Below are 18,222 nucleotides of genomic sequence, written 5' to 3' on the forward strand. Positions count from 1 at the left end.
TCATAGGACATCCCATGTTTGAGCGACTCATCCGTTTTGCGATCGCGCATCGCTGGCTCGTGATGCTGGCCATCGTCGCCGTCGCGGCCGTCGGCGTGTTCAGCTATCAGAAGCTGCCCATCGACGCCGTGCCGGACATCACCAACGTCCAGGTGCAGATCAATACGTCCGCACCGGGCTATTCGCCCCTCGAAGCCGAGCAGCGCATCACGTTCCCCGTCGAGACGGCAATGGCCGGCCTGCCGAATCTCAGCCAGACGCGCTCGATTTCGCGCTACGGCTTGTCCCAGGTCACCGTGATCTTCAAGGACGGCACCGACATCTACTTCGCGCGGCAACTCGTCAACGAACGCATTCAGGAGGCAAAGGAGAAGCTGCCGCGCGGCGTCGCGCCCGCCATGGGACCGACATCGACGGGACTCGGCGAAATCTACCTGTGGACCGTCGAGGCCGACGCGTCGGCGCGCAAGTCCGACGGCAGCGCGTACACGGCGGCCGATCTGCGCGAGATGCAGGACTGGGTCATCAAGCCGCAGTTGCGCAACGTGCCGGGCGTCACCGAAGTGAATTCGATCGGCGGCTACGTGAAGGAATACCGGGTCGCGCCGAATCCCGCCAAGCTGATGTCGTACGGTCTGACGCTCGCCGATGTCGTGCGCGCGCTGGAGCGCAACAACGACAACGTCGGCGCGGGCTACATCGAGAAGCGCGGCGAGCAGTACCTGGTGCGCGTGCCGGGCCAGGCCGGTTCCGTCGACGACATCGCCAGCATCGTGCTCACCAATGTGAGAGGCGTGCCCGTGCGCGTGAAGGACGTCGGCCAGGTGGATATCGGGCGCGAGCTGCGCACGGGCGCCGCGACGTCGAACGGCGCAGAAGTGGTGCTCGGCACCGTCTTCATGCTGATGGGCGAAAACAGCCGCTCGGTGGCGAAGGCCGTCGCGCGCAAGATGGACGACGTTAACCGCACGCTGCCGCCGGGCGTCAGGGCCATTCCCGTCTACGACCGCACGGTGCTGGTCGAAAAGGCCGTGGCGACGGTGAAAAAGAACCTGCTCGAAGGCGCCGTGCTCGTCATCGCGATCCTGTTCCTGTTCCTCGGCAATATCCGCGCGGCGCTGGTTACCGCGCTGGTGATTCCGCTGTCGATGCTGATGACCTTCACCGGCATGGTCAACGCGAAGGTGAGCGCGAACCTGATGAGTCTCGGCGCGCTCGACTTCGGCATCATCGTCGACGGGGCGGTGGTGATCGTCGAGAACTGCGTGCGTCGGCTCGCGCATGCGCAGGCGTTGGCCGGGCGGCCGCTGACGCGCGACGAGCGCTTCGCCGAAGTGTTCGGCGCGTCGCAGGAAGCGCGCCGCGCGCTGATCTTCGGCCAGCTCATCATCATGGTGGTGTATCTGCCCATCTTTGCGCTGACGGGCGTCGAAGGAAAAATGTTTCACCCGATGGCCGTGACCGTCGTGATGGCGCTCGCCGCCGCGATGGTGCTGACGGTGACCTTCATTCCCGCCGCCGTCGCGCTGTTCATCGGCGAGCGCGTCGAGGAAAAGGAAAACCGCCTGATGCGCTGGGCGCGCCGCGCTTACGAGCCGGTGCTGGAGCGCTTCATCGCGCGGCCGAGGCGGGTGCTGCTCGCCGCCGTCGCCGTCGTCGGCCTGACGCTGGTGCTCGCGACGCGCCTTGGCAGCGAGTTCGTTCCGAGTCTCAACGAAGGCGACCTCGCCGTGGCGGCGCTGCGGATTCCGGGCACGAGTCTGTCGCAATCGATCGAGATGCAGACGGCCATCGAACGGACGCTGAAGCAGCGCATTCCCGAGATAGAGCGCGTGTTCGCGCGGACCGGGACGGCCGAAATCGCCGCCGACCCGATGCCGCCGAATCTCTCCGACGGCTATGTGATGCTCAAGCCCACCGCGCAATGGCCGGACCCCGCCAAGCCGCGCGAGCAGCTGATTCGCGAAATCGAAGCCGTGCTGGCGGAACTGCCCGGCAACGCGTATGAGTTTTCGCAGCCGATCCAGTTGCGCTTCAACGAACTGATTTCGGGCGTGCGCAGCGACGTCGCCGTGAAAATTTTCGGCGACGACATGACCGTTCTCAACGACACGGGCGCGAAGATCGCGGCCGCGCTGCAGAAGGTGCCGGGCGCATCGGAAATCAAGGTCGAGCAGACGACGGGCTTGCCCGTGCTGACCATCGAGCTCGACCGCGACGCGCTGGCCCGCTATGGCGTGACCGTGACGGACGTGCAGGACGCCGTCGCGGCGGCTGTCGGCGGGCAGAAGGCGGGCACGCTGTTCAAGGGCGACCGGCGCTTCGACATCGTGGTTCGCTTGCCGGAGGAGCTTCGTTCGGATATTGAGGCGATCAGGCGTCTGCCGATCGCGCTGCCGGGGTCATCGAATGCGTCGCCGAATGTGTCACCGAATGCGTCGCAGGCTGCATCGGGCGCGAGCGGGCCATTCGTCCAGCCGCCCTATGTGCCGCTGACGGAGCTGGCGACGGTGCGCGTCGGTCCGGGGCCGAACCAGATCAGCCGCGAAAACGGCAAGCGGCGCGTGGTCGTCAGCGCGAATGTGCGCGGCCGCGATGTCGGTTCGTTCGTGGCGGCGGCGAAGGCGCAGATCGGTCAGGACGTGCAGGTGCCGGCGGGCTATTGGGTGTCGTGGGGCGGGCAGTTCGAGCAGCTGCAAAGCGCCAGCGAGCGCCTGAAGCTGGTCGTGCCGCTCGCGCTGTTCATGGTGTTCGTGCTGCTGTTCATCATGTTCAACAACGTGAAGGACGGGTTGCTGGTGTTCACGGGCATTCCGTTCGCGCTGAGCGGCGGCGTCGTGTCGCTGTGGCTGCGCGGCATTCCGCTGTCGATCACGGCGGCCGTCGGGTTCATCGCGCTGTCGGGCGTGGCCGTGCTCAACGGTCTCGTGATGATTTCGTTCATCCGGAATCTGAGCGAGAACGGCGCCGCGCTCGATGCCGCCGTGCGCGAAGGCGCGCTGACGCGGCTGCGGCCCGTGCTGATGACGGCGCTGGTCGCGTCGCTCGGCTTCTTGCCGATGGCGTTCGCGACGGGCACGGGCGCCGAGGTGCAACGTCCCCTCGCGACAGTCGTGATCGGCGGCATCCTGTCGTCGACGGCGCTCACGCTGCTCGTGCTGCCCGTGCTGTACCGCGTGTGCCATTCGGTATCGTTGCGCAACAGATTCGCCGCGCGCGCCGGCCGCGGCTGGTGGGGCCGCATGGTGCGGCGCCCGGGATTCGATCGGAGTAACGTGTAATGCGCATATTGATTGTCGAAGACGAGCCGAAGACGGGCGCGTATCTGCGGAAGGGGCTGACCGAGGCCGGCTATGTCGTCGATTGGGTGGAAGACGGCATTTCGGGCCAGCATCAGGCCGAAACCGAGGATTACGACCTTCTGATCCTCGACGTGATGCTGCCCGGTCAGGATGGCTGGACCTTGCTGCGCAATCTTCGGCGCAGCAAGCCGACGCCTGTGCTGTTCCTGACCGCGCGCGACGACGTCGGCGATCGCGTCAAAGGACTGGAACTCGGCGCCGACGATTACCTCGCGAAGCCGTTCGACTTCGTCGAACTCACGGCGCGCGTGAAGTCGATTCTTCGCCGTGGCCAGCCGCGCGATTCGAACACGCTGCGCGTGCTGGATCTGGAACTCGACCTGACGCGCCGCAAGGCGACGCGGCAGGGCGACACGATCCTGCTGACGGCGAAGGAGTTCGCGCTGCTGTGGCTGCTGATGCGGCGCGAGGGCGAAATTCTGCCGCGCGCGTCGATTGCGTCACAGGTGTGGGACATGAACTTCAACAGCGACACGAACGTCGTGGATTCCGCGATCCGCCGCCTGCGCTCGAAGGTCGACGACGCGTACGAGCCCAAGCTGATTCATACGGTGCGCGGCATGGGCTACGTGCTCGAAGTTCGCGACGGCGCAGCGTGATGTCGATGCTGAAGTGGACGCTCATGCCGACGCTGAAGTTGACCCGGTTCCTGCCACAGACGCTGCGTGCGCGGCTCACCGTTCTCATCGTCCTGTCGGCGTCCGTGATTCTCGCGCTGAGCGGCGTGTCGCTCTACGAGGCGCTGCGCAATCGTATCGACGCCGCTTCGGCCGACCAGATGAACAGCACGATGACGGCGCTGGAGTCGCACCTGTTCGACATCGGTTCGGCGGCTGATGTCGCCGCGAATACCGAAAGACTGATCGACCAGTTGCACGGCCATCGCAGCCTGGACCTCGCGATCTACGACACGGATGCGACCCTGTTGCTCGCGACGCGCCGCTTCCGGCCGTTCCCGCCGACGCTCGCGGCGTGGTCGGGACGCGCGCCCGTCGAGTTTTCGCGCGACAGCACGAGCCTTCGGTATCTCGTGTCGTCGGTGCCGCTGAGCCGCGATCAGGGCATGCCCGTGCGCGTCGTGCTTCAGTACGACGCGACCGACGATGCCGCGCTGTTGCGCGCGCACGCCTCTACGATCGCGCTGATCGAAGTGCTCGGCATCATGCTCGCGGCTGCGCTTGCGTACGGCATCGCGATGCTCGGCCTGAGTCCGCTGCGCGGCATGGTCGCGCGTGCCGAAGCGATGTCGTCGAGCCGTCTTGCGCAGCCGCTGCCTGAACTCGAGACGTCCGGCGAGCTGAAGGAACTCGAGCGGGCGTTCAACGGCATGCTGGAAAGACTGAACGAATCGTTCACCCGTCTTGGCCAGTTCTCGTCGAACCTCGCGCACGACATGCGCACGCCGCTGACCAATCTGCAGGCGGCCGCGCAAGTGGTGCTGTCGCAGCCGCGAAGCGCCGACGAATACCGCGACGTGATCGAATCGAGCGTCGACGAGTATCAGCGGCTATCGCGGATGATCGAGGACATGCTCTTTCTGGCGCGCGCCGAAAACGCCGATGCGCAGATCGCCGTGCGACGCCTCGACGCCGTGGCGGAAGCGGAGCGCGTCGCGGGCTACTACGAGCCGATGGCCGACGATGCCGACATCGCGATTCGCGTGTACGGCCGCGCGGAGATTCATGCGGATCTGCTGCTGTATCAGCGCGCGTTGAGCAATCTGCTGTCGAACGCGCTTGCCCACGCGCCGCGCGGTTCGACGATTTCGATCGATTGCAGCGAAACGGGCGACATAGCCAGAATCGCCGTGTCGGACAAGGGCGCGGGTATCGAGCGGCAGCACCTGGACCGCATCTTCGAACGGTTCTACCGCGTCGATCCTTCGCGCTGCAATTCCGCATCGGGAACGGGGCTCGGGCTCGCCATCGTCAAATCGATCATGGAGAGCCACGGCGGGCAATGCGGCGTCGACAGTCTTCCGGGGCGCGGCGCGACGTTCTGGCTGAGCTTTCCGCGCGCGCGTCGAGGCGATGCCATTGCTGCTTCGACGCGTACCTCGCGCTAGCCGTCTTCACGCGGCTCGCCCGCAGGCGCATCTATCGCGCCGCTGCCATGTTGTCGTGACGATCGACGTTCGGCTTCTGCTCGCCGCCATGCCGTGCGATCGCGTGGACTTCCTTGTTGCGCGCAATCGTGCCGGCATTGGGCGGGTACTGGGTCTTGCTGATGGGCAGCGTGCCGTCGTGCTGCGCCTGGATCAGTTCGTCGCGGACCTGCTCGCGCGTCTTGCCTTGCGCGAACGCGGACGGCGAGAGCGTGCCCAGCACGATGGTGGCAGTCACGAACGCTGCGGCGAGTCTGGTTGCTTTCATGATGGATCTCCTCGGTGATGACGGCCGGGTGGCGCGTCGTGAAACCAGTATGTCGGGCAGACAGTGCGCGTCCGTGACGCGAAGATGAGAAAAGTGTCACGCGTAAAAAGCAGGACACAGGATGTCCACACGACGCTATGGACAACGTGGGGATATCGCGGAGGCGTTGGCTGTGGGTAGATTCTGGGTAAACACGCGGCGCGCATGAATGCGCGAAAAGTTATTCAGGCTTGCGGCGCGTGATCCCGTGCTTATGCTCAAAGGTATCCGTTCAGCAATCCTTTGAGCGCAAAGCAGATTTCGCCTTTGTCCACAGAAAGCAGACGTGCTTGTTAACTGCTACTACGTATACATACGGATCAGTTCAAAGACAGTGAGCAGTGAGCGGCCGCTGCGCACAGGCGATGCAATGGCGTGAAGCTTGATCGTCGGAGAAGAGTGGATGTCGGATTTGACGTGTCGTTCGGGCGTTCATGTGTGCGGCGAATGCCAACACTCGATGGCCGTCGACCGTCGGCGATGCGTGGATCGGATGGACTCACGTGGCGCGTGTGCCTTGTGCGGCGGGCATCGGTGGTGCATGTCGCGCAAACGGGCATGCACGTTGCTGTTAAGTGGCGCGTCCGGCACCGCAGCCGGTCCAACCCACACCATACCGGAGGCGAACGTGCTGGCAACAAAACCGTGTACTGCGACCTGTGTCATCGATGGAATCGCGGTCACGCTGACCTTTTTCCCCGACACCGAAGTCCTGCGCATCACCGATAGTACGGGCAGCCGTCTTAGAGAGACGCGCTGGTCGGCGTCGTGGCAGAGCCTGGTCGCGACATTCCGCGAACTCAGCGAAACACCTGTCGAAGATCGCGCCGATCCCGATGTGCTGTTCGCGAGCCACCCTCGCGCGCACGCGGCGCATACGCGCTTCGCGAACTGAGCGCGGCGTAGTTTGCGCGTCGTGCAATCGCGGACGGACGGGTGAAAACGGGCGGCAAAACAAACGGGCGAACTGGGCGGCAAATGGTGCTCGCTTCGACCGATTGAATGCGCGGATGCGCTCCTATACTGCTTTCCATGGAGCGACGATTCACAAGCCCATCGACGCGGTTCCCCTCTGCGTCGCGCATGACCGAAGTTGCCAGCAGTCGATGTAGCAGCAGGCATGATCGCAGTCGCAGTACGGCAGTCGAGGTAAGACGGATAGCAGTCGGATCGGCAGTTTGAAGTTCTCGTTGAAGGTGCAGTCGCTTTTGCTTTCGCAGTAGCAGTCGATTTTGCAGTGGCAGTTTGTTTTGCAATGGCAGTCGCTTTTCGCAACAGCAGCACGCACTCTTTTTCACAGCAGCTTTCGCAGTCGGCAGTTCGCAGCAGATGCACCGGGCAGTAGTTCGACCGGTTTCACCAATGCAGTTGGGGTTAGCAAGCAAGGAGTAGGCGCGGGGCCAATCGAAGCAAAAAAAGTTTCACCAATAACAGCTTCTCCGTGATGAGCAGCATTCGGCAAGCATCCACGCGCCTGTTCGATATGACTCATCCACCGAGCCCTGTTCCCCCGCGGGACAGGGCTCTTTTTTCATGCCGCTTCTTTCGCAGCGCGCGCCGATCACACGCGCTCCACGTCCTGCCATCCGCCCGTCGCCATGCTTTTCACCGATGCGGCCACGAACGCCAGTCCCTTCACGCCATCCGATACGCCAGGAAAAAGCGTCGGGCTGTCGTCGACGGGGCATCCGCCCATTCTCGCGGCAACACGCTGCGCGAACTCCGTGTAGAGATTCGCAAACGCCTCCAGATAACCTTCGGGATGTCCGATCGCAATGCGCGTCGAACGCTGCGCACCTTCGCTTGTCGCGGGGCCGAGGCGGCGCGTGATGATCTGCTCGAACGCATCCTGCCGCCGATGGATCAGGCGGTTCGGCTCTTCCTGATGCCATTCGAGTCCGCCCTTGTCGCCGTGAACACGAAAGCTCAATCCATGTTCCGAGCCGGCCGCCGCGTTCGTCACCCACAGCGAGCCGCGCGCGCCGTTCTCGTAGCGCAGCAGCGCGGAAACATAATCGTCGATGGTGCGCCCGGGAATCGCCGAGCCGACATCCGCGCACAGGCGCATGACGTCCATGCCCGTCACGAACGCGCCGAGATGAAACGCGTGCGTGCCGATATCCATCAGCACGAGCGAACTGCCGGCGCGTCCCGCTTCCGTGCGCCAGCCTGCGGGCAGATCCCGATGGGCCAGATAGCTCTGCACGTACTGCAGATGCACCTGACGAATTTCGCCGAGTTCGCCGGCGCGAATCATGTCGCGTGCCTGACGCACCATCGGGAAGCCTGAGTAGCAATACGTCACGCAGAATTCCGCCTGCGTGGCCTTCACGCGCGCGGCGATATCGCGCGCCTGCGCGAGATCGTTCGCGAGCGGCTTGTCGCAGATCACGTGGAAGCCGCGTTCGAGCGCGAGCATGCAGATCGCGTGATGCGAGTCGTTGGGCGTCATGATGGCGACGGCATCGATACGATCCGTGCGCGCAGCCTCCGTATCGAGCATCTGCCGCCACGATGCGTAGGCGCGTTCTGGCGCGATGAACAGATCGGCGGCCGCCTGCCGCGCACGTTCCGCATTCGACGACAGCGCCGCGGCAACGATGTCGTAATGGCCGTCGAGCCGCGCCGCAATCCGATGCGTCTCGCCGATGACCGAGCCCGGCCCGCCGCCGATCAGGCCAAGCTGGATGCGTCTGCCCATCGTGTTGGTCCCCATGTCGTCTCCCTCGTCGTCAAAGATGCGTTGCTAGTGCGTTGCGTTGCGCAATTCGAGGTCGCGCAGCGCGGCCGCGAGCTGATCGTCCCGCCACTGTTCATCGAGCGCTTTCGCAAGAATCTGCTGCTGGCTCGCGGGCGCGAGTCCGCCGACGGGCGGATTGCGGTCCAGATTGGTCGGAAACGCATAGCCTTCCGCGCACGACGCGATCACGGCCTGCGCTTCGTTCGCATCGAGTCGATGCTGCGCGCGCATCGACCGCAGCACGGGAAACACGGCGTTGCACATGCGCGTGCGATCGAGCGACTCCATCGCGCGTCCATAGGCCGACGACACCTGCAGCAGATTCGCCATCCGCTGCACGTCGTGCGTGCGGTTCGAGCCCGCCGCATGAAAGAGCGCGGGATTGAAGAACAATGCGTCGCCTTTTTGCAGCGGCAACTGCGCGTGGTGCGATTCGAAGTACGCGCGAAAGTCCGCACGGCGCCACGCGACATAGCCTTGGTGGTAGCGCTGCGAATACGGCAGCAGCTTGGTCGGACCGCTTTCGACGGGCATGTCGGTGTGCGCGACGGCGCCTTGCAGCGTGAGCATCGGCGACATCGTGTGCACATGCGCGGGAAAGCGCTGCGCTTCGTCGACGGTGAGAAAGCCGAGATGAAAATCGCGATGCGCCTGCTGCGCTTCGCCGCCCGGCCGCACGACGTTCACTTGCGACGTCATCTGATAGCCGGGCCCGAGCCACGCCTCGGCCGCCGCCATCAACACAGGATTCGCGAAGTAGCGGACGAACACCTCCGGCGCCACGAGGCACAGCTTTTCCTGCGCGTTCCAGATGCGATCGTTCGCGCCCGCCTTCGCGAAGTGGTCGGCGCCGCCGCCTGACTTGCGCTCGCTGCGGATGATCGACTCGAAGATCGCGGTGGCGTCGTCGATGCACGCCGTGTCGCTGTAGGCGCGCTGCAGCACGAACACGCCCGCGCCGTCGAGCAGCACGCTTGCCCACTCGGCGAGCAGCGCCGGGCGGCGCGCGTCGTCCAGCAGGAGCGGCCGCAGCGCATCGCAGTCGTAGAGGGGAATGGCCTGCGCGACATCGGCGGCAAGACGCGGCTTGGGCTGCCGTTCGCGCGACGTTTCGATCAGCTTCGCGAAGTCGTCGACGGAACAATCCGCCTCGCGAAACCACGTGTGCGGGCCGTGAACCTGCGCTTGAGCGTTCATCTCGTCTGCCTCCATGTTTGCGGTCCAGCTTAGCCTCAATCTTCGGCGCTGCGTTACCATCGAAACATCAAAAACACATCAAAAACGGGCGGTGTTTTCGATGGCTCATCCCTTTCTGATCAAGGAAATCGCGTTGCAGGCGGGTCTCGGCACAGCAACCGTCGACCGCGTGCTGAACGGCCGCGCGCACGTGCGCGAGCACACGCGGCGGCGCGTGCAACAGGCGATCCGGGAACTGGAAAAGCAGCAGCTGACGATGGCGACGAGCGGGCGCAAGCTCGTCGTCGATGTGATCGTCGAGGCGCCGCGCCGTTTCGCCGACGAGATCCGCGACGCGCTCGAAGACACCGTGCCGGGCCTGCATCCCGCGATCTTCCGGCCGCGCTTTCTGATGCAGGAAACGATGACGACCGCGCAGGTGGTCGACGCGTTACAGGCCATCGCGCGGCGCGGCAGTCACGGCGTGTTCCTGAAGGCGCGCGATGTGCCCGAGATCGCGCAGGCCATCGCCGAACTGAAGCAGCGCGAGATTCCCGTGGTGACGATGTTCACCGATATCCCAGCGTCGGCGCGCATCGCGTATGCGGGCCTGGACAACCGCGTCGGCGGCGCGACGGCGGCGTATCTGATCGGCCACTGGCTCGGCCGGCGCGCGGGCAACGTGCTCATCACGCGCAGCAACGAGCGCTTCCGTGGTGAAGAGGAACGCGAAGCGAGCTTTCGCGCGGTGCTGCGCGAGCGCTACGCGCATCTGACGCCGATCGACGCGAGCGGCGGACAGGGGCTGGATGCGGAAACGGAAGAACGCGTACGCAAGGCGATCGGCGCCGGGCAGAAAATCACCGCCGTCTATTCGATGGGCGGCGGCAACGCGGCGATCCTGCGCGCGCTGACGGCGCTGAATCAGCATCCGAAATGCTTCATCGGGCACGATCTGGATCGCGAGAACGTGCAGTTGCTGCGCGAGCGCGCCATCACCGCGATCCTGCATCACGATTTGCGGCAGGACATGCGCTGCGCGTGCCAGCACGTGATGAGTTTTCACAAGCTGCTGCCCGGGTCGGCGGTGAGCGGGTCGTCGTCGGTGATGGTCGTGACGCCGGAGAATATTCCGCACGATGTGAGCGCGCGATTCGCGGCGCGCTTCGACGCGTCTTGAAAACACGAGCAGCAAGCACACGGAACGACAAAAGGGCATGCGTCGCTGTGTCCAGCAGGCGCTCGCCGTGCGCCCGCGCCATCAAACGAATATCAGAATCCGGCGCGCGTAAGGAAAGGCTGTCATCCGAGTCCCTGTCTTATCTTAAGAATTTAAGAATAGGACGATATCTCGGTAGGGATTCGCTTACTAGGATACGAGATAAGGATTCGTACACGCGGTTCGGATTCTCAAAAAGTACGCAGCACTGAAAAGCATTGTTGTTGCGATCCCGCCTCGATCGCTCTGAGAGAGGCAGTTCGAACCGCATCGCCAGTCATGGCGTTCCATCGATTCCCCATTGATCCAGGCCAGGCCGGTTGGCCCACGAGGACGCCGCTCAGCGCGACGCCCGTGGCGAAGCTTTGCCTGCGATTTGGATCGCCGTGACCGGGTGTCACGAATTCGTTCTTCTATTTCCAGATCTAGAGAGTCTTCATCCATGAACAAGAATCGGTTTCGTCGCGTATTCAGCAAGCGTCTGGGTATGTTGGTCGCCGTTGCAGAAAATGTAGTGAGCCAAGGCAAGGCGGCAGGCGAAAGCGCAGGCGTGAGCGCCTCGGGCAGCGAACTGGGCGTCGTGTCGTCGCTGACGACAACGGCGGCGCTCGCGCTGCTGGTGCTGGACCCGTCGATCGGTTTCGCGCAGGCGCTGCCGACCAACGGCCAGGTGGTCGCGGGCCAGGCGGCCATCTCGCAGAACGCCAACACGATGAACATCAACCAGGGCAGCCAGCGCGCCGTCATCAACTGGGATACGTTCAACGTTGGCCAGGGCAACACGGTACAGTTCAACCAGCCGAACGCACAGGCGCAGGCGCTGAACCGCGTGGTGACGGGCGCGCCGTCGAACATCCAGGGCACGCTGCTGGCGAACGGCCAGGTGCTGATCCAGAACGCGAACGGCGTGCTGTTCGGCAAGGGCGCCGTGGTCAACGTCGGCTCGCTGCTGGCGACGACGAAATCGATCGATACGAACCAGTTCATGGCGGGCGGCCCGCTGCAACTGCAATCGACCGGCACGAACGCGAGCGTCGTCAACGATGGCCAGATTCAGGCGCAAGGCTACGTCACGCTGATGGGCGACCAGGCGCGTAACACGGGCTCGATCACGACGGCGCCGGGCGGCCAGGTCGTACTCGCAGCCGGCGACAGCGCGACGGTCGCACTCGCGAACGGCCAGGGCATTCAGCTGACGCTGACGAATGCGACGGCCAACGCGCTGGCTGAAAACAGCGGCACGATCAACGCGCAGAACGGCTCCGTGCTGCTGACGGCGCGCGGCAAGGACACGCTGCTCAACACGGTGGTGAACCTGTCGGGCGTGACGCGCGCGGGCACCGTGGTCGCGGATGCGGGCACGACGGGCGATGTCGCGGTGACGGGCAAGATCGACGCATCGAACATGTCGGCGGGTGGCGTGGGCGGCACGGTGGTGCTGTCGGGCGATCGCGTGGGCGTGTTCGGCAATGCGACGGTCGACGTGAGCGGTGACGCGGCCGGCGGCAAGGTCATCATGGGTGGCGACAGCCTGCATCAACTTGCGGGCACGCAGGCGCAACTGATGTTGCAGGACGGCGTGACGTTCGCGAACTACACGCAGGTGGACAGCGGCGCGACGATCAAGGCCGGTTCGGCGCATGGCAATGGCGGCTTCGTCGAAACGTCGGGTCATAGCCTCGATGTGCAGGGTACGGTGACCCACGCGACGTACGCTTGCAAGGTACGTCGTTGATCCAAAGGCGGCGCAATCCATCTGGATTGCGCCGCCTTTTTATTTAAATTGATTTCTCGATTAATCGAATGAATGAGACGAAAGTGGCTTATCCAAAAACCATTTTTAGGAATGGTCCTATCGCATTCCATTATTGCTAATGTCTCGCACACAATTAATCGCTGAAACGGCCGACATAACGCCCCCAAATCCTTATAGAAGCGTAGGAAAAAGCGGACATTTTTTGGAATAGTCCTATTCGTTTCCGATTATCAAACTTTTACTCTTTCCAGTGTTGGCGGTACATATCACTGGGAAAACCTGTTTCTGTCGGGCCGCATCAACACACAACTCGCCGACCGCAATCTCGATCCCAGCGAAAAGCTCGCAGCGGGCGGCCCGAACGCGGTGCGCGCATATCGCCGCGAACATGAGAAGGCGGGCCGCATGCTGCTCGAGCTGCTCAACAAGATCGACCAGAACTACGGCGTTCTGATGGATGTCGACACGTGGGCGCAATCGGTCGAAGCACGCGACATCATGGATGAGCATCTGCTCACGCGTCTGACGGCTGCCATCACCGCATTGGCAACCGACCCGAAGTTCACCATTTCCGACATCGGCATCAAGCGCCTGATGCTGTTCCAGCGCTGGCTCGCGGCGATGTTCACGGTTCCCGACGAGGATCTGTACGAAAAGCGTTGCTGGCCAAGCCGTTTCAATCGTCAGCACAAGGTGAGCTTCACGATCGGCAAGGCGGCGAGCCCATTGCCATCATCGGTCGATGTGTTGGATCTGGTCCGCGCGATGTCGGAGGTCGCATCGTGCGAGCGCGTGAATCTCATGCGCGCTCATTACGACGAATCGCGCAAGGACATCGATCAGACGGCGCACGGCGTCGCCGAATGCGCGATCGAGATCGTGTTGCGCAAGCGTGCCGTGCCGGCCGCGACGAAGTTGCTCGCCACGCTCGTGCAGGCGCGCAGCGCCGACGAAAGCATCGAGGCGGGCCGCCGCGCGCTGCAGATGTATCCGTATCGCTTCGAGGTGTATCACCGTACGTCGATGGAATGGTTGCGATGGGCGCGCGAAGAGGCCATCGATGGTCTCTGGGGGCAATGCGTCGAGCGCTTGCCGGGTGAACATTTGCCGCGGCTCTATCAGGCATTGCACGCCATCGCGCGCGGCAAGCTGTATGAGGGCTTCAACCTGCGCGAGGCGACCATGGCGCCGCTCGGCTGGCAGCGGCGCACGACAGCGCGACCGCCCGTCGACATTCCCGCATGGAAGGGCGAATCGCTGTCGGGCAAGTCGATCGTGATCTGGAGCGAGTTCGGTCTCGGCGACGAGATTTTCTTTCTGCGTTTCGCAAAGATCTTGCGTGAGCGATGCGGGGCAAGACATGTGTCGGTGATGTGCCAGACGCCGCTCGTTTCGTTGTTCAGGACGTCGGGCGAAGCGGATGCCGCGATCGACGTGAACGATGCCAACGACGGCGCGAACCTGCCGCAGCACGACTACTGGGTGTTTCCACACGCGATTCCCGCGCATCTGCCGCTGGAACTGGAGGCGCTGCCTGCGTCCGTGCCGTTTCTGCGCGCGCCGGGTCAAGCGTCGCACGCAGCGTTGATCGCGCGTTCGGCGAGCCTGAAAGTGGGGGTGGTATTCAAGGGCGCGCCGACGCACGAGAACGACCACGCGCGCTCACTGCCGACGCTGTCGCTGCTCGATCCGCTGTTCGAACTGGATGGCGTCGAGTTCTTCAGCCTGCAAAAAGGCGCGGGCGCGGACGAAGCCGCGGAATACGCGGGACGTCTGGAGAACTTTCACGATCTGGGCGCCGACGTTCGCACGATGGACGAGACCGCGAACATCATCGCTGCGCTGGACCTCGTGCTGACCGTCGATACCTCGGTGGCGCACGTGGCGGGCGCGATGGGCAAGCCGACCTGGCTGATGCTGCCCGCGTACGGCGACTGGCGCTGGCACTATCGGCGTGAAGACAGCCCGTGGTATCCGTCGATGCGCCTGTTCCGCCGCAGTTTCGGCGGCGCCTGGCCGGAGTTGATTGCGCGGATTCGCGGACATCTGCTCGCGTTGGCGGAGTCGAAGAAAGCGCGCGAGGCGGCGCGCGCGGTCTAGGCCCGCGCGCCCCACGCCACGGTCCGGTTGCGCCCCTCGCGTTTGGCCGAATACAGTGCGCTGTCGGCGCGGGCAAGCGTGCTTTCCAGATCGTCGCTCATTTCGACCTTGCACACGCCCGCCGAAAACGAATAACGGATCGCGCGATCTTGCGCGACCTGCACGCGCCGGCTGAGCACTTGCCGGCGCATCCGTTCGACAGCCGATACGCCGTGCTCGACGGATGTCGACGGAAACACCACCAGAAACTCCTCACCGCCGATGCGCCCCGCGATGTCCGATTGACGCGTCGCGTGCCGGCACACTTCGCCGAAATCGCGCAACACGGCGTCGCCCGCCGCGTGGCCGTGCGAGTCGTTGATCTGCTTGAAATGATCGAGGTCGACGAGGGCGACCGTGAGCGGAGTTTCGGTGCCCGCTGCCGCCGTGATCGCCAGTTCGAGCGCGGACATCGACTGGCGCCGGTTCGCGAGGCCCGTCAGCACGTCGGTGCGCGCTTCCTGCACCGCGCGCTCATGCGCGCCGATCCACGCCTGCTCGCTCGAGCGCAGCGCCGAAATGTCCGAGCCAGTCAGCACGATCCAGTCGTTTTCCAGCAGCGATTCCGTCATCCAGAACCAGCGTCCGTCGATCAGTTCCGTCGCGAAGCTGCGCTGTCCGGCGCGTTCGCGGCGCGCGGCCAGCGCCTCGTCGATGACAGCCGTGGCGTCGGCGCCTTCGAGCCGCGTGCCGCATTGACCGAGGATGCCGCGCAGCACGAGATCGGCGAACGTGATTTCGTCGCGTTCGCGGTTGAGCCGGAATGCGTGCTTGAACGCGCTGTTCGCGAACATGAGCCGATCGCTCGTGTCGTAGATGGCGACCAGCTGGTCTCGGCCGTCCAGCGCGGCCAGCAACGCTTCACATGCGATGTCGTCAGTACGCAGATCCTGTATCGATTTCATGGCTTGTCGGTGCAGAAGACATGTGTGCGTCCGGCCGCGTCGTCGGAGCGCGCGGCCTGCGTCTCTGGTCTCACGCAATCTGGCTGTGCCAGGTTCGCTGCGTTTCGCATAAGAAAAGCGCCACGGACAAGCCGTGGCGCGCGAAGCGTCCCGATGATTCCGACTGCGTGAAGAATCACGGAGAACGTGGAGACGCGATCAAGTCTACGTCGGCGCAAAGCGCGACCATCGCAAGAACAGTGAGCAGTTTTGGCCGCAATTCTGCGCGTCGCGCGGGTTTCGGGGCGCAGGTGCGATGCGCCCTTTGGGAGCCGCGCGCTGCGCACGTGACCCTGCTGTACAGTGTGAGTCCAATCGATCGATACGAACAACGACATGATGACTGGTCACGCCCGGCGCGCACGCTCCGCGGCACGCAGCATCCTCTGCGATCTGATGGGACGAGGCCGGCGCCGGGCGCGCCGCGCATGCTCGGCATCCGCCCACGACGCGCCCGACTCCCATCCCGCCGATTCTGCCAATGCTACCGGTTCCGCCGCGGCGCCCGCACGCGGCCCGACGCTCTGGCTGGCCGTGAACCTGTCGATGGGCAGCGCGATTGCGCTGGGCCTGGCGCGTTTCTCGTACGCGCTGCTGCTGCCGCCGATGAAAAGCGATCTGGGCTGGAGTTTCGCGCAGGCTGGCGCGATGAACACGGCGAACGCGCTGGGCTATCTGCTCGGCGCGCTGGTGTTTCCGCATCTGTCGCGCCGTTGGCGGGTGGGCGTGCTGTTCGTCGTCGGCTGCGTGGCGACAGCCTTGCTGATGGCCGTGACGGGCATGCTGTCGGGCACGAACGCGCTGTTCGTGCAGCGGGTCGCGACGGGTATTGCGAGCGCGTTCATCTTCGTGAGCGGCGGCGTGCTGGCCGCGCGCCTCGCCACGTCGAGTCCACGCGATGCAGGGCTCGTGCTTGGTCTGTACTACGGCGGCACGGGATGGGGCATCGTCGCGTCGGCGCTGCTCGTGCCCGCTACGCTGACCGACGGCGCGCATCGCGTGCATGCGTGGCAGGTGGCGTGGTACGCGCTCGCGGCGGCATGTGCGGTGCTGTCGGTCGCCGCTGCGCGCGCCGCGTTGCGCATCGAGACGCGCCACGGTTCGAGCGCGGCCTCGGCAACGGGCGCCGCGCCCGCAGGCGACGCTCCGCCGATGCGGCGCTATCTTTTCGCGCTCACCGGCTACGGGCTTTTCGGCGTTGGCTACATCGGCTACATGACGTTCATCGTCGCGCTGCTGCGCAATGGCGGCATCAGCGCGGGCGTCGTGACGGGTTTCTACGTGCTGCTGGGCGTCGCGACGATCGTGTCGGCGCGCATCTGGTCGACACTGCTCGATCGCATGCGCGGCGGCCAGGCGCTCGCGCTGCTCAACGCGTTGCTGGCGGCCGCCACGCTGCTGCCCGCCGTGGTGGCGCATCCCGTGGCCGCATTCGCGTCGGGTGTGCTGTTTGGCGCGACGTTCCTGTCGGCCGTCGCCTCGACGACCGCCTTCGTGCGCCACAATTTCCCCGCCGCGCATTGGGGCCGCGGCATCAGCGCATTCACGATCGTGTTCGCATTCGGACAAATCGTCGGGCCGACCGTGATCGGATGGGTGTCCGACGGAATCGGCCTCGGGCGCGGGCTGATCTGGTCGGCAGGTCTGCTGGCGGCAGGCGCGGTACTTGCGCATATGCAGGTAGCGTTGGCGCAAGATCCTGTTCGGTGAGCTGATCGGTTTGATCTGCAGTTTTACGCAGCAAATGACCGCATATTCGATGCCAACTGAAGCGCCGCGCGGTCTGCACGGTTGCTGCGTTGCGCATGCCAGCGCACAGACCACGCGAGATGTCGGCGGCACGATGAAAACCGATGAAATACTCAGTCGTCCAATTCGAATTCGACTGTTGCTATTTCGTCAAAACAACTAGAGAGACGACAGATCAAGGCATAAAGTTAAAGTGCTTTCTCAAGTCTTTTGTGCAGTGCGGGGGTGCTTATGAAACGCAGGAACGCGCGACAACTGGTTCGGCTACTGTCGGACATGCGGCACGCAGCGGATTGCAGGGCGCTGCGCGCGGCAGCGACGCAACGGGCGATGGAGCTCGCTGCACAAGAGGCAGCCGAAGCAGACGAGGATAAGCCGGACGCGTCGCGCGAAAGCTGTCACGGCAAGACGACGTGGAGAACGTCATGAAAGCCGCCACTGAGCAGTCGTTACGGTTTCTGGTCGATAAGTGGCTCGGGCCCGTTTCCGCGCCCGTTCATGTCACGCAGTTCGGCAGGACGAAGTGGGATAGCACGCGCTACGTGCGCGTCGAAACGTCGTTGCCGGACCATTCACGCTCGTTGTTCTTTTTCCGCCACGCGGACGGCTGCTGGTGCGTTTTTCCGCCCACGCACCGCAAGCGCGCTTACGCCGAAAGCTGGCGCGCATCGCTGGCGCAAGCGGCCGCCTGACAGCGCGGTGCGGCTTCCGGCCGCGCCGCGTTGG

Annotated in this window: 13 protein-coding genes; 9 read left to right on the forward strand and 4 right to left on the reverse strand. The window is 64.3% G+C overall.

Annotated elements, in window-relative coordinates; genetic code table 11:
- Nucleotides 1–14: 14 nt before the first annotated feature.
- From H3V53_RS17010 to H3V53_RS17020, 3 genes are read left to right on the forward strand one after another with little or no spacing between them, the layout of a single operon-like run.
- Entirely contained in the window at nucleotides 15–3,281 is a 3,267-nt protein-coding gene (locus H3V53_RS17010) for an efflux RND transporter permease subunit (protein WP_419539511.1), read from the forward strand.
- A complete protein-coding gene (irlR, locus tag H3V53_RS17015; RefSeq protein ID WP_054918423.1) occupies nucleotides 3,281–3,961 on the forward strand; it encodes a heavy metal response regulator transcription factor IrlR in 681 nt (226 codons plus the stop codon). Before H3V53_RS17010 ends, irlR begins: the two co-directional genes overlap by 1 nt.
- The gene (locus tag H3V53_RS17020) at nucleotides 3,961–5,427 is read left to right on the forward strand and encodes a heavy metal sensor histidine kinase (RefSeq protein ID WP_419539512.1); all 1,467 of its coding nucleotides are present in this window, start codon (nucleotides 3,961–3,963) and stop codon (nucleotides 5,425–5,427) included. Before irlR ends, H3V53_RS17020 begins: the two co-directional genes overlap by 1 nt.
- Before the next feature lie 31 nt (nucleotides 5,428–5,458).
- On the opposite strand, the gene H3V53_RS17025 is transcribed toward H3V53_RS17020, so the two are convergent.
- Entirely contained in the window at nucleotides 5,459–5,734 is a 276-nt protein-coding gene (locus H3V53_RS17025) for a DUF4148 domain-containing protein (protein ID WP_336598942.1), read from the reverse strand.
- A 667-nt stretch (nucleotides 5,735–6,401) separates the two neighbouring features.
- Between H3V53_RS17025 and H3V53_RS17030 the strand changes: the two genes are divergently transcribed.
- Entirely contained in the window at nucleotides 6,402–6,668 is a 267-nt protein-coding gene (locus H3V53_RS17030) for a hypothetical protein (RefSeq protein ID WP_336598943.1), read from the forward strand.
- Between the two features lie 666 nt (nucleotides 6,669–7,334).
- Here the strand turns inward: H3V53_RS17030 and H3V53_RS17035 are convergent.
- Together H3V53_RS17035 and H3V53_RS17040 are read right to left on the reverse strand one after the other, a co-directional pair.
- Complete coding sequence (locus H3V53_RS17035; protein WP_336598944.1) at nucleotides 7,335–8,489, reverse strand: Gfo/Idh/MocA family protein; 1,155 nt, start codon at nucleotides 8,487–8,489, stop codon at nucleotides 7,335–7,337.
- A 30-nt stretch (nucleotides 8,490–8,519) separates the two neighbouring features.
- On the reverse strand, nucleotides 8,520–9,710 hold the full coding sequence (locus tag H3V53_RS17040) for a phytanoyl-CoA dioxygenase family protein (RefSeq protein ID WP_336598945.1): 1,191 nt from the start codon (nucleotides 9,708–9,710) through the stop codon (nucleotides 8,520–8,522).
- 100 nt (nucleotides 9,711–9,810) lie between these two features.
- Between H3V53_RS17040 and H3V53_RS17045 the strand changes: the two genes are divergently transcribed.
- The 3 genes from H3V53_RS17045 to H3V53_RS17055 all read left to right on the forward strand — a co-directional run bounded on the left by H3V53_RS17045 (nucleotide 9,811) and on the right by H3V53_RS17055 (nucleotide 14,764).
- Entirely contained in the window at nucleotides 9,811–10,869 is a 1,059-nt protein-coding gene (locus H3V53_RS17045) for a LacI family DNA-binding transcriptional regulator (protein WP_336598946.1), read from the forward strand.
- Between the two features lie 481 nt (nucleotides 10,870–11,350).
- Nucleotides 11,351–12,643 carry a two-partner secretion domain-containing protein gene (locus H3V53_RS17050; protein ID WP_336598947.1) on the forward strand — a complete coding sequence of 431 codons (1,293 nt, stop codon included), beginning with the start codon at nucleotides 11,351–11,353 and terminating at the stop codon, nucleotides 12,641–12,643.
- Between the two features lie 426 nt (nucleotides 12,644–13,069).
- Nucleotides 13,070–14,764, forward strand: a complete 1,695-nt coding sequence (locus tag H3V53_RS17055) for a methyltransferase type 11 (protein ID WP_473766659.1) — start codon at nucleotides 13,070–13,072, stop codon at nucleotides 14,762–14,764.
- Here H3V53_RS17055 and H3V53_RS17060 read toward each other — a convergent pair.
- The gene (locus tag H3V53_RS17060; RefSeq protein WP_336598949.1) at nucleotides 14,761–15,708 is read right to left on the reverse strand and encodes a GGDEF domain-containing protein; all 948 of its coding nucleotides are present in this window, start codon (nucleotides 15,706–15,708) and stop codon (nucleotides 14,761–14,763) included. The two genes, H3V53_RS17055 and H3V53_RS17060, sit on opposite strands and share 4 nt — an antisense overlap.
- A 435-nt stretch (nucleotides 15,709–16,143) precedes the next feature.
- On the opposite strand from H3V53_RS17060, the gene H3V53_RS17065 reads away from it, so the two are divergent.
- A complete protein-coding gene (locus tag H3V53_RS17065; protein ID WP_419539513.1) occupies nucleotides 16,144–17,457 on the forward strand; it encodes a YbfB/YjiJ family MFS transporter in 1,314 nt (437 codons plus the stop codon).
- 464 nt (nucleotides 17,458–17,921) lie between these two features.
- Entirely contained in the window at nucleotides 17,922–18,188 is a 267-nt protein-coding gene (locus H3V53_RS17070) for a hypothetical protein (RefSeq protein WP_336598950.1), read from the forward strand.
- Nucleotides 18,189–18,222: the final 34 nt, after the last annotated feature.

Source organism: Paraburkholderia bengalensis (assembly GCF_037126505.1).
In the GTDB taxonomy this organism is placed as follows: Bacteria; Pseudomonadota; Gammaproteobacteria; order Burkholderiales; family Burkholderiaceae; genus Paraburkholderia; species Paraburkholderia bengalensis.

Bases quoted from the DNA above. Each gene is read 5' to 3' on its own strand.
- H3V53_RS17010 (WP_419539511.1), top strand. From the start codon at position 15: ATGTTTGAGCGACTCATCCGTTTTGCGATCGCGCATCGCTGGCTCGTG.
- irlR (WP_054918423.1), top strand. From the start codon at position 3,281: ATGCGCATATTGATTGTCGAAGACGAGCCGAAGACGGGCGCGTATCTG.
- H3V53_RS17020 (WP_419539512.1), top strand. From the start codon at position 3,961: ATGTCGATGCTGAAGTGGACGCTCATGCCGACGCTGAAGTTGACCCGG.
- H3V53_RS17025 (WP_336598942.1), bottom strand. From the start codon at position 5,734: ATGAAAGCAACCAGACTCGCCGCAGCGTTCGTGACTGCCACCATCGTG.
- H3V53_RS17035 (WP_336598944.1), bottom strand. From the start codon at position 8,489: ATGGGGACCAACACGATGGGCAGACGCATCCAGCTTGGCCTGATCGGC.
- H3V53_RS17040 (WP_336598945.1), bottom strand. From the start codon at position 9,710: ATGAACGCTCAAGCGCAGGTTCACGGCCCGCACACGTGGTTTCGCGAG.
- H3V53_RS17045 (WP_336598946.1), top strand. From the start codon at position 9,811: ATGGCTCATCCCTTTCTGATCAAGGAAATCGCGTTGCAGGCGGGTCTC.
- H3V53_RS17050 (WP_336598947.1), top strand. From the start codon at position 11,351: ATGAACAAGAATCGGTTTCGTCGCGTATTCAGCAAGCGTCTGGGTATG.
- H3V53_RS17055 (WP_473766659.1), top strand. From the start codon at position 13,070: ATGCTGCTCGAGCTGCTCAACAAGATCGACCAGAACTACGGCGTTCTG.
- H3V53_RS17060 (WP_336598949.1), bottom strand. From the start codon at position 15,708: ATGAAATCGATACAGGATCTGCGTACTGACGACATCGCATGTGAAGCG.
- H3V53_RS17065 (WP_419539513.1), top strand. From the start codon at position 16,144: ATGGGACGAGGCCGGCGCCGGGCGCGCCGCGCATGCTCGGCATCCGCC.
- H3V53_RS17070 (WP_336598950.1), top strand. From the start codon at position 17,922: ATGAAAGCCGCCACTGAGCAGTCGTTACGGTTTCTGGTCGATAAGTGG.